The sequence below is a fragment of the Thiohalocapsa sp. genome, from assembly GCF_019695415.1.
Classification (GTDB): domain Bacteria; phylum Pseudomonadota; class Gammaproteobacteria; order Chromatiales; family Chromatiaceae; genus Thiohalocapsa.
On sequence record NZ_JAIFKJ010000166.1, the window covers coordinates 1 to 10,993 of the forward strand.

Annotated in this window: 10 protein-coding genes; 7 read left to right on the forward strand and 3 right to left on the reverse strand. The window is 63.5% G+C overall.

All coding sequences use genetic code 11. The features are described 5' to 3' along the window. The 5 genes from I6U14_RS04475 to I6U14_RS04495 all read left to right on the forward strand — a co-directional run. Positions 1-649: GMC oxidoreductase (locus tag I6U14_RS04475; protein ID WP_296897206.1), on the forward strand; the 649-nt coding region annotated here is incomplete at its 5' end. Positions 650-654: 5 nt separating this feature from the next. Continuing rightward, a complete protein-coding gene (locus I6U14_RS04480; RefSeq protein ID WP_296897221.1) occupies positions 655-1,728 on the forward strand; it encodes a VOC family protein in 1,074 nt (357 codons plus the stop codon). A gap of 10 nt (positions 1,729-1,738) precedes the next feature. After that, a complete protein-coding gene (locus I6U14_RS04485) occupies positions 1,739-2,452 on the forward strand; it encodes an SDR family NAD(P)-dependent oxidoreductase (RefSeq protein ID WP_296897208.1) in 714 nt (237 codons plus the stop codon). A gap of 187 nt (positions 2,453-2,639) precedes the next feature. Continuing rightward, entirely contained in the window at positions 2,640-3,329 is a 690-nt protein-coding gene (locus I6U14_RS04490) for a spondin domain-containing protein (RefSeq protein ID WP_296897209.1), read from the forward strand. Between the two features lie 66 nt (positions 3,330-3,395). Then, positions 3,396-4,808 (forward strand): glycoside hydrolase 100 family protein, encoded by a 1,413-nt coding sequence (locus I6U14_RS04495; protein WP_296897212.1) that lies wholly within the window; start codon positions 3,396-3,398, stop codon positions 4,806-4,808. A gap of 445 nt (positions 4,809-5,253) precedes the next feature. On the opposite strand, the gene I6U14_RS04500 is transcribed toward I6U14_RS04495, so the two are convergent. Genes I6U14_RS04500 through I6U14_RS04510 form a run of 3 tightly spaced genes read right to left on the reverse strand, consistent with a single transcriptional unit; the run spans position 5,254 to position 7,951 of the window. Beyond that, positions 5,254-6,327 (reverse strand): patatin-like phospholipase family protein, encoded by a 1,074-nt coding sequence (locus I6U14_RS04500; protein ID WP_296897214.1) that lies wholly within the window; start codon positions 6,325-6,327, stop codon positions 5,254-5,256. Positions 6,328-6,349: 22 nt separating this feature from the next. Next, complete coding sequence (locus tag I6U14_RS04505) at positions 6,350-7,141, reverse strand: acetoacetate decarboxylase (protein ID WP_296897215.1); 792 nt, start codon at positions 7,139-7,141, stop codon at positions 6,350-6,352. Between the two features lie 27 nt (positions 7,142-7,168). Continuing rightward, the gene (locus tag I6U14_RS04510; RefSeq protein ID WP_296897217.1) at positions 7,169-7,951 is read right to left on the reverse strand and encodes a 3-hydroxybutyrate dehydrogenase; all 783 of its coding nucleotides are present in this window, start codon (positions 7,949-7,951) and stop codon (positions 7,169-7,171) included. 617 nt (positions 7,952-8,568) lie between these two features. Between I6U14_RS04510 and msrB the strand changes: the two genes are divergently transcribed. Together msrB and I6U14_RS04520 are read left to right on the forward strand one after the other, a co-directional pair. Beyond that, the gene (msrB, locus tag I6U14_RS04515; protein ID WP_296897218.1) at positions 8,569-9,825 is read left to right on the forward strand and encodes a peptide-methionine (R)-S-oxide reductase MsrB; all 1,257 of its coding nucleotides are present in this window, start codon (positions 8,569-8,571) and stop codon (positions 9,823-9,825) included. Between the two features lie 296 nt (positions 9,826-10,121). Further along, complete coding sequence (locus tag I6U14_RS04520) at positions 10,122-10,592, forward strand: DM13 domain-containing protein (RefSeq protein ID WP_296897220.1); 471 nt, start codon at positions 10,122-10,124, stop codon at positions 10,590-10,592. The last annotated feature ends 401 nt before the right edge of the window (positions 10,593-10,993 follow it).

The window sequence follows — 10,993 nt, forward strand, 5'->3', positions numbered from 1 at the left end:
GCCCTCCGCGCCGGTGGTGGGCGCCAACTTCAAGCTGCACCTGAACAGCGCCCTGCTCGGCTTCTCGCCCTTCAAGAAGACCGACGTGCTGCGCAAGACGGCGATCTTCTACAACCAGCGCTTCCCGCACAGCAGCATCCAGTGCCTCGGCTGGATGGACGGCGAGATCCTCGCCACCCAGCTGCCCGCCGCCGTACCCAAGTTCCTGGCCCATGCCGCCGGCGCCCGCGCCTACGGCTTCTTCGTCACCACCGAAGACGGCTCGCATCCGGACAACCGGGTCATCTCCTGCGGCGGCCACGGCGGTCTGCCGGTGCTGGACTACGACCTGGAGCGTCTGCCGCCGGCGCAGCAGGAGCACCGGGCACTGGTGCAGGCGTTCACGCGGGCGCTGCTCGGCGCGGGCATGGTCGGCGTGTCGCGCTACATGGGGCTCGCCGGCACCGCGCATGCGCTCGGCAGCCTGGTGACCGGCGACGACCCGCTGACCTCGGTGGTGGACGCCCATGGCCGGGTGCACGGCATGCACGGGCTCTATGTCGCCGACGGGAGCGTGCTGCCGCGCTCCAGCCGGGTGAATCCGGCGCTGACCATCTATGCCTGGGGGTTGCGGCTGGGCGAGCACCTTGCGCGGGATGCGGCGCCGTGACAGCGATGGTACGCGAACGGCATGTCTCTGGAGCGGCGCGCAACCGAGCTGCGGGCCTGATTGTCCCGCTTGCCGCGCTGCTGCTGGGCATCGCTTCGAGCAGCGTCGCGGCCGAGTCGAAGAACGGCATCGCGGCCGTCGAAGCCATCGGCATCACCGTCCGGGACATGGATGCGGCACGCGACTTCTACACCCGCGTGCTGCCCTTCGAGGTGGTCGCGGAGGACGAGATCTCCGGCACCGAGTTCGAGCGGCTGTTCGGCGTCTTCGGCCTGCGCGCGGAGGTTCTGCGACTGCGCTTGGGCGAGGAGTTCATCGAGCTGATCGACTTCATCGCCCCCGAAGGCCGCCCCATCCCGGCGGGCAGCCGCAGCAACGACGAGTGGTTCCAGCACATCGCCATCATCGTCAGTGACATGGACGCGGCCTATGCCCATCTGCGCGAGCACGACGTCACCCACGCCTCGCCCGCCCCGCAGCGGCTGCCCGACTGGAACGAGAACGCCGGCGGCATCGAGGCCTTCTATTTCCGCGACCCCGACGGCAACCACCTGGAGCTGCTGGAGTTCCCGCCGGACAAGGGCGACCCGCGCTGGCATGCGCCGACGGCAGCACTGTTCCTAGGGATAGACCATACGGCCATCGTCGTCCGGGACACAGAGGAGGCCCTGCGGTTCTATCGCGATGGCCTCGGCCTGTCCGTCATGGGCGCATCGGAGAACTACGGCATCGAGCAGGAGCGCTTGAACAACGTCTTCGGCGCGCGCTTGCGGATCACGGCGCTGGGCTCGCCCGAGGGGCCCGCCATCGAGTTTCTCGAGTACCTGGCCCCACCCACGGGACGGCCGATGCCGGTGGACACGCAGGCGAACGACCTCTGGCACTGGCACATCCGGATGCGCTCACCGTCGCTGGACGGCCTCTCGGCGCAGCTCATGGAGCACGGCGGCACGCTTGTGTCGCCCGGTGTCATCGCGCTGCCGGACGATGCGGAGTTTCCGAGCGCAGTGCACGTACGCGGGCCCACGGGGCACGCGGTACTCATCCACGAAGCGGCGCGGGCCGCAACCCAAGAGTGAGGGGACCATCATGCAGATCGACAGCAATACGGTCGTATTGGTGCTGGGAGCCACCGGCAATCTCGGCCAAGCCTGCGCACAGGCGTTTCGTGATCTCGGGGCGCACACCATCTTGGCCGATAGGTCGGATGACCGATTGCAGGAACGCTACGGCGACTGGGACTCCGCGCAGCACATGCTCGTCGGTGGGGTGGACCTCACCGATGAGGGTGCTGCGAGCGACCTGATCGCTCGGATCGTCGAGCGATTCGGCCGTGTCGATGCCGTCATCAATACGGTCGGCGCGTTTCGCGGCGGTCAGCCGGTGCACACCGAGCCACTCGACACCTGGCGCTTCCTGCTGGAGGTGAACCTGATGGCCGCCTTGATCATCTCCCGCGCGGTCATCCCCGTGATGCTGTCGCAAGGACACGGCCGGATCGTGCATATCGCCAGTCAGAACGCCTTCCGGGGCGCCGCCAATTACGCGGCATATGGCGCCGCGAAAGCAGCGCTGCTGCGCCTTTCCGAATCGCTCGCCGATGAGGTCAAAGCGCACGGCATTAACGTCAACTGCGTGGTGCCGGGCACAATGGATACACCCGACAATCGCCGCGCGATGCCGGATACCGATACGAGTGACTGGGTCAGTCCCGCCGCCGTAGCGAACGTGATTGCGTTCCTCGCATCGGCGGAGGCGGACGCGGTTACGGGCGCCGCTGTGCCGGTGTCCGGGCGCGGTTAGCCTCACCTGCGCCGGGGCTTACACAGATCACCAGCGCCCCGCTGTGAAGGTCGCGAGGCCATTCCCATGTCCGCCGACTGCTGTCGGCAGCACGGAGGACGGGGACTGCAATTGGGCTTCGCCTCATCGACCTGATCGCGGTCGGTCTGATCGAACAACCTCAACCGACGAGCTCGGAGACTCGACCATGAACACGCTTGCAAGCATCAGCGCAATCGGCCTTACCCTCGGACTCGCGCTCGGCACTGACTTGACCATCGCCCAGGGCACCCTGCCCAAGCACCAAGATGTCGAAACGGTGACCTATCAGATCGAATTCACCAACCTGTGGAATGCGAACGACCACGCGTCCTACCCGGCCGACGCCCACTATTCGCCCATCGCCGTCATCGCCCACGACCGAGGCTTCAGCCTCTTCAAACTCGGTGGGCTGGCTTCGGATAGCTTCGAGGACCTCGCCGAGCTGGGCCGCACAGCCAAGCTGGATGGAGACGTAGCGGATGCTGCCGACGCAGGTAAGGTCAAGGCCTATGTCAAGTCAGCGGCCTTGTGGCCTCTGCGGGACGGTACGCCAAGCCTTGCCTTCACGATCGAGGTCCCGAAGGGCACGGAGCTTTTATCCTTGGCCACGATGATCGCACCGTCTCCCGACTGGATTGTCGGGATCGACTCCCTACCGTTGATGAAGAATGGGCAGATGATCGAGCGGTACAAAGAGGCGTTGTTCGCAATCAACGCTGGCACCGAGGAGGGTGATTCGGCGGGCAACTTCTCACTCGACAATGCGCCTACGAACCCGCCCGAGCCTATCGCTGTGCTCACCGGCACTGGATACGACGCGCCGTTCGCGACCGTTGAGATCACGTTGGCAAGATAGCGCGCCACGGCTGGTAGTCCGTCAGTCCGAAACCGTCTGCTCTGTAATACCATCTAAGAGGACAGCATGTCCGATTATGCAGAACTCTTGCCCACGGCCTGGAACGAGCTGGAGCAATCCATCGTCTTCTATCGCGGCGAGCCCGTGGGCACCGTCGCCGCGCGGGATCCGGACATCGACGTCCTGAACTACGACCAGGTCTTCACCCGGGACTTCGCGGTATCCGCCGCCGCGTTTCTGCTGCGGGGGCAGACCGACATCGTGCGCAACTTTCTCACCGCGCTGGTGGAGCTGCAGAGTCGCGACAAGCACCTCGACTGCTTCCGCCCCGGTGAGGGGCTGATGCCGGCGAGTTTCGCCGTGCAGACCCAGAGCTCGGAAGAGGTGCTGGTGCCGGACTTCGGCGAGCACGCCATCGCGCGGGTCGCGCCGGTGGATTCAGGCTTCTGGTGGCTGATTCTGCTGCTCGCCTACACCCGGGCGAGCGGCGATGAGGGCCTCGCCAGGCAAGCGGACTTTCAGCGCGCCATCCACCTGATCCTGGCGCTCTGCCTGACCCCGCGCTTCGACATGTATCCGACGCTGCTCGTGCCAGACGGCGGCTACATGATCGACCGGCGCATGGGCGTCTACGGTTACCCATTCGACATCCAGGTCCTGTTCGTGGCCGCGCTCTCCGCCGCGCAGGCGCTGCTGGCCGACGACGACCCGCTGCGGGAGGCGGTCATCGAGCGCCTGGGCCACCTGACCTATCACCTGCGCCGCTACTATTGGATGGACTTCGCGCGGCTGAATGAGATCTACCGCTACAAGGTAGAGGAATACGGCCGGGAGGTCGTCAACACCCTGAACATCTACCCAGCCTCCATTCCCGACTGGATCATGCGCTGGCTCCCGACCAGCGGCGGGTACTTCGCCGGTAATGTCGGCCCCGGGCGCATGGATTTTCGATGGTTCGCGCAGGGGAACCTGATGGCGGTCATGACGGGCATCGCCAACGAAGAGCAGTCCAATGCGATCATGGCGCTGCTGGAGCAGCGCTGGGACGACCTCCTCGGCGCGATGCCGGTAAAGCTCTGCTTCCCGGCCTTGGACGGGCTGGACTGGCAGTCCATCACCGGTGCCGACCCCAAAAACACCCCCTGGTCCTATCACAACGGCGGCAACTGGCCCTTCCTGCTCTGGCTGCTCGCCGCGGCGGCCGTCACGGCGGGCCGACCCGAGCTCGCCCGGCGCGCCCTTGACACCGCCGCCGCCCGCATCAACGAGCAGCGCTGGCCCGAATACTACGACGGCCCCGACGGCCGCCTGATCGGCAAGGAGGCCAGGGCCTTCCAGACCTGGAGCATCGCCGGGTTCATCGCGGCGGAGGAGCTGCTGAAGCGCCCGGACCGCGTGAGCTTCTTTGCGCTTGCAGAAAGCCCGGCAGTCGCAGCATGCTCCTTGCGGGTGGCGGACGAACAAACGCAAGGCCGCTGACGAGCGTCACCGGCCTGGCGTAGTGCCCGCGGTGCTCCACGCAAGGCGCACTTCATCAATTGTCGCGAACACTCATCGATGATGGCGCTGGCGGCACACCGCGCGACTGGCTGCCGCGCCTTCAGGCCTTGATCATAATTCCGACCACATGCGCAGTCGACTGCGTAGTCAGGCCATCCTGGCCTGAGGAAATCAGGGATGGAAGCCCTGGCTACGCAAAGCGTTCGCGAGCGGACGGCCGGGAGAATGATCAAGGCCCGCCTTCGAGACGGTCAGCATCCGCGATGGAGCGCGTGCACTGCGCCGTGAGACCACCGAAACAGCAGTGCCTTGGACCGATGGCACACACTGATGCGCCACCAGCGCATTACAACTGGCAGTCGGATTCAGGGCATTATCCGGGTACTTGATAGGAGCTGATCCGGATTCCAGCGGTCCATCCTCTTTATATCGCATCTCCCGGCCTATCCCCGAACAGCCGGGTGGTGGAGGCAAGGAACTCGTTATGCAGATCCACTGTATCGCGCTGCCCAATCGCATCGAAATGTTCATTGAGCCAGTCAGCCATCTGCTCGCGTCCTCTATCGCGAAGTTTGGTCAGAAAGTCCCAGTCGGAACTGAACTTGCTTGCCACCGAGAACTCGCACAGCGCCTTGTCGGCACGCACCGAGTGCACGAGAACATCCTTGAAATGCGTTTTATACTCGTCCTTAAGCATATCGTGCTCCACGAGTTTCTTCACGAACGCGATCGCTCGCATTTCCTTGAGCAGCGAGGAGTTGAAGCTGATCTCGTTGAGGCGATTCATGATGTCCGGTGCCCGCCTCGGGGTCTCCTGACGTACGATTGGATTGATGTGGACGATGATCACGTCCCGGCTTTCCGTGTCGTAATACAAAGGAAAGAGTGCTGGATTACCCACATAGCCCCCGTCCCAAAAATCTTCTCCACCCACCGTGACTGCTTTGAACAAGAAGGGCAGGCAAGCCGACGCCATCGCCACGTCGATACTCATGTCTTTGGCCTCGAACACGCGCACCTTGCCGCTCGCCACATGCGTGGCGCTGATGAAGAGCTTCACGCACTCGCAGCGGCGTAGCTCATCGAAATCGATAGCTTCAAGCAGCACGTCCCGCAACGGATTGATGTCGAACGGGTTGAACTGGTACGGCGAGAGCATACGGGTCAGTGAGTCGAAGAACATGTAGGCCAGCGAGTGCTCCATGCCGCGGCCGAGCCAATGCTCCCAGGGCAACAGCCTGACCGGATTATGCGTCTGCCCGGACCGGTGGATATTCCACCAGAAATCATGCAGTGCCTGCCGTGCGCGCTCCGGGCCGCCCAGATGCATGCCGTAAGCCAGCGCGCAGGCGTTCATGGTCCCCGCACTCGTGGCACAGATGCCCTCGACGGCCAAGCGCCCGTCTTCCAGGAGCTTGTCCAACACGCCCCACGCGAATGCCCCGTGGGCGCCGCCGCCTTGCAGCGCCAGATTGACCCTCTTCTGTGCTGTTGCCATCGTAGAACCTACTCGGGTTGGGTCATGCACGACCTGCCGACCGGTCGAGATACTCATAGAGGATCCGTCCGTATGGCAACGTCAGATCGGCGACGAAATGCATGCCCGCGATGGTTTCACGGACCGGCAGATCGGAAACGGGGGCATTCACGTGCGGCACCAGATGGAGTCGCGCGGGTCCGGACCAGGCGCCTTTGACCGTGATGTCCGTCAGATTGTAGGCGACCAGCTGAGCAATCGCAGGGCTGCCATCGACCTCTGGAATCCACTTCAAGTTGACCTGCGTCATGCTCATTTTCTGCGCTATGGTGTCGACACAGGCGGTGCACACTGTCTCGCCCTTCAGGTCGTAGGTGTTCTGTTCCTGCTTGTAGCGCATGGTGCCGAGCGCGACGCGCTCACCGGCGTAATCCAGGGTACCGGTCAACGTGTCTTGGCGAACCGCCAGCGCGGGCTGCGCCAGCTTCTTCGGAAACCCCCAAATCTCCCGGCCCCCGGAGATCGGCGATTCGATATCCAGATACATTTGCGACGTAAAATTGACCGTCTCGCCCTCGTAGCGGGCCGGAATCACGATGCCGCTTTCCGTATAGCTGCCGAAGCCGGAGCTGTCCGGCATCTTGATGAACTCGTAGAGCACCAGATCAGAGCCGTCCGGCTCCAGGGGCTCGGGCAACTGCGCCCGAATCGCGGCGGGGTCAGACAGATAGCTGATGATCAGATACTCACGATCGATGAAACGATAAGGCCCACGCGGGTAGCTTGGGGAAGCCAGGGGCATGGACGGAAGGTCGAGCACATCGGCTTGTTGCATGATGCCTGCTCCTGATCGCAACCTCGCTCAGGCTGCGGTCCAGCCGCCATCGACGGCAATGGACGTGCCGGTGATATTCTCAGCGTGCTCAGAGCACAGAAACAGCGCCGTGCCCGCCAGCTGCTCCACGGTGACGAACTTCTTCGTCCATTGCGCCGCCAGCAGCACGTCCCTGATGACCTCGTCCTCGGTCAGGCCGCGCGCGTTGGCGGTATCCGGAATCTGCTTCTCAACCATGGGCGTATGGACATAGCCGGGGCAGATGGCATTGCAAGTAATGTTATCCTGCGCGATCTCTAACGCGATGGTCTTGGTCAGCCCCAACATGCCGTGCTTGGCACTCACATAAGCACTCTTATAGGGGGATGCCACGAGCCCATGCGCGGAGGCGAGGTTGATGATCCGGCCCCAGCCCGCGTGCTTCATCGAGGGGACCGCGGTGCGGATGGTGTGGAAGGCCGACGACAGGTTGATGGCCAAGATGGCGTCCCATTCCTCCGGAGGGAACTCCTCCACGGGCGAGACGTGCTGAATCCCGGCATTGTTCACCACGATGTCGAGCTGACCGAATTCCTCGACGATGCTGCTTATCATGGCCTCGATGGCATCCGGCTTGCTCATGTCAGCCCCGTAGTAAACGGCCTTCACCCCATGGGCCTCCAGACCCGCCCGCTCTTGCTCGATGGCTGCGGCATCGCCGAAGCCATTGATCACGACATTGATGCCGGCCTCGGCAAAGCCCTCGGCAATCCCCAAGCCAATACCGCTGGTCGAGCCGGTGATGAGTGCGGTTTTTCCTGCGAGTGACATAGAGCATGCTGCTGGTGATAGGGTCGACGCAAGGTGCGGACTGACGACTGGATTCAGTTGGTAACAGGTTTCTCACGCACACCGTGCGTGATTGAGCAACAGGGATTGTAGAGGATACGATCCTCTGCTGACTCACAACGACTCCGGCGCGATTCGCTTGTCAGTCGCCGTTGTGTCATAACAATCCGAAGCCAGATTCATGCCAGCTTCTGTTTCGATCTGCTAAGCTCCTGCAAATACAGCGTAAATCGCTCAAGCGTGGAGCTGCCATCACCACTTGTGAGCACAAGAAGATGGTGCTCGCCCACGCTATGCCGTGGCACCCCGCGCGATATCTCGTGGCTTCTTGCGAGGCGCCGCGAGCCGAAGCCGGGCTTCCTCTGCGACGTCGGCGCGGTCGTGACGCGTGCGTCGAAAGTCCGGCTTTTCATGGGGGCCGACGGCGTAAGGTACATGCCCGCGATTGCCTAGAGTCGCCGATCCCCGGAGCGGGGATGTACCGGTCCGGCGACAATTGGTGAATGTTTGCGTGTCGCATGCTGCGCCCGAGCGCTGAAACGATATGCGATGAGCGCCGGTCTTAGCGTTGACATCAACAGCCAAGGGCTTGGTCTCACATGAACACGATCACGCGGTGCATTTTTTCGGGGCTCATCCTCGCCGCGCCCTTGCCGGCGCTGGCGGAGGTCGACTCCATCGTCTTAGGCATGGGCTGCTTCTGGGGTGCCGAGAAGCGCATGGCCGCTGTCCCCGGCGTCATCGACGTTGAATCCGGTTACGCGGGCGGCGACGCCGCGCACGCTGGTTACCGGGACGTGCTGGACTTGGAGCAGGCCATTCAGCGGGGCCGCACCGACGAGCGCAATCATGCGGAGGTGGTCAAGGTCACCTTCGATCCGGCGCAGGTGTCGCTGGAGCGGGTGCTGATCGGCTTCTGGCCAAACCCCGACCCCACCCAAGGCGGTCCACAGGGACATGCCAAAGGCACACACAACCGCAGCGCCATCTACACCAATAGCCCGGCGCAGCGAGCGGTGGCCCTTGCGACCCGGAACACCTACCAGCAGGCACTGACCGCAGCGGGTTACGGACCCATAACCACCGAGATCGCACCCCTGCGCAACTACAATCGCGCCGAGCGCTACCACCAGGACTACCTCGTCAAGAACCCGAACGGCTACTGTGGCCTCGGCGGCACGGACGTCGCCTATCCGGGTCAGCCGGCGCAGGCGCGGCCTGAGGCGCTCAACGCAGCAGACCTAAGCCGGGAGCGGCAGCTCATCGTGTTCGAGGCTGAGGATTGCCCCTACTGCAAGCTCTTCCGCACTGAGGTACTGGACGGCTGGTCGTCCGAGGTGCCGTTTGCCGCCACCTATGCCACCGAGCCGCCGCAGGGTTGGAAGCTTGAGAAGGCATTGTTCGCAACGCCGACCATGGTGCTGTTCGAGGACGGCCGAGAGGTCTCGCGCTATACCGGTTACAAGGGCGACAGAGAACGCTTCTGGCAATGGCTCGGCCAGCGCCTCATGACCCCGGAGCAGCGGCGCATCGCCTTCGCGCAAGGTACCGAGCGACCCTTCACTGGCTCGCATCTGGACGAGAAGCGGCCGGGCGTCTTCGTTGACCCTATCACCGGCGAACCCTTGTTCCGCACCGATGCCAAGTTCGAGAGCGGCACCGGATGGCCCAGTTTCTTCCAACCGGTGGAAGGCGCGGTTACCCTGCACGAGGATAACTCCCACGGTATGCGGCGCATCGAGGTCCGCAGCGCCAGTTCCGGCATCCACTTGGGGCATGTCTTTAACGATGGCCCGCCACCCTCCGGCAAGCGCTACTGCATGAACGGCAACGTGCTGACTTTCCTGCCTGATTGAGCGGCGGTGCGGTGCGGACGCACCGGATCCAGCGCTTGGAGAGGCCACGTGCGAGTCCCGTCAACGCGGCACCGGAGACGGGCCGGCTGACGCGGTGGACCTGGATGGCTCGCGACTAGGCGCGGGTGCGCGCAAGGGACTGCAAGCAGCCACCGGGGCGAACCTTACAGGTCCCTGTTCGTCGCATGCGCTCCACCGCCTGGAAGACTCGCCGTGCCCTATTTGGGTCGCAAGCCGACGCGTTCCGGCACTTCCAGTCTCAACTTCACCATTCACGGCGATCGAAGGCCACTCTGATGAAGATGCTGATCCTGTGCATCACCACCCAGGCCATCGCCTTGGCCATTGGCTTCGCCGCCGGCGTCTACTTTCTACCGATTCTCACCGCCCCCAATGCACCTAGCATTGCCGAGGTCGAGCAGGCCGCCGCACAGGCGGCTTACAGCGGCGAGTTTCGCCGGGATCTCGAAGGCAGTGACTTGTTGCATTGGGGCGAGGGAATCGTCGCCGTCGGTCCGGACGCGGTAACGCTCATGGGCCGGGTCGCGCCAGGTCCCGACTATAAGCTTTATCTCGCACCGTCGTTCGTCGAGACCGAGACCGAGTTCGAGGCCATCCGTGACCGTGCCGTGCGTGTTGGCGACATCGACACATTTGAGAACTTCATCGTGCCAATGCCGGCCGACATTGACCCCGCCGACTATAACACCGTCGTCGTCTGGTGCGAGTCTTTTGGAGAGTTCATAACCGCAGCAACATATCGCTAAGGAACGACTCACTGACAACGCAAACAATTTGCCAGCAGATCTCACTTGCGGAGGTGGACCGTTGCTTAGCGACGTTGGCGCCGAGACCACCGCGGCCTTACCCGCCATTGGCACCCCGCGGTCTTGGTAGTTCCCTCGCCGCGCTTGATCAGGCCACTGCGGGCAAACCAGCCCAGGGCCACCACGCGACCCCACGACCCTTCGCGGCCGGCACGACATAGCGCGGGCGCGCCAAGGCGCTTGCTGCGCCAAAGCTACCACGCTGCCTGCTCGCACACTCGATAATCCTCTTCTTTTGCGCAGCCTAGGGTCTTCGATGGGGACTTGGCACAGGTTTCGCTTTACGGAGGACTGTCGAGATACCTTGGCCAAAGCGCAAGCAGCTCGGCCGCAATCTCCGT

Coding starts and splice junctions, on each gene's coding strand:
- I6U14_RS04480 (WP_296897221.1), top strand. CDS start 655: ATGGTACGCGAACGGCATGTCTCTGGAGCGGCGCGCAACCGAGCTGCG.
- I6U14_RS04485 (WP_296897208.1), top strand. CDS start 1,739: ATGCAGATCGACAGCAATACGGTCGTATTGGTGCTGGGAGCCACCGGC.
- I6U14_RS04490 (WP_296897209.1), top strand. CDS start 2,640: ATGAACACGCTTGCAAGCATCAGCGCAATCGGCCTTACCCTCGGACTC.
- I6U14_RS04495 (WP_296897212.1), top strand. CDS start 3,396: ATGTCCGATTATGCAGAACTCTTGCCCACGGCCTGGAACGAGCTGGAG.
- I6U14_RS04500 (WP_296897214.1), bottom strand. CDS start 6,327: ATGGCAACAGCACAGAAGAGGGTCAATCTGGCGCTGCAAGGCGGCGGC.
- I6U14_RS04505 (WP_296897215.1), bottom strand. CDS start 7,141: ATGCAACAAGCCGATGTGCTCGACCTTCCGTCCATGCCCCTGGCTTCC.
- I6U14_RS04510 (WP_296897217.1), bottom strand. CDS start 7,951: ATGTCACTCGCAGGAAAAACCGCACTCATCACCGGCTCGACCAGCGGT.
- msrB (WP_296897218.1), top strand. CDS start 8,569: ATGAACACGATCACGCGGTGCATTTTTTCGGGGCTCATCCTCGCCGCG.
- I6U14_RS04520 (WP_296897220.1), top strand. CDS start 10,122: ATGAAGATGCTGATCCTGTGCATCACCACCCAGGCCATCGCCTTGGCC.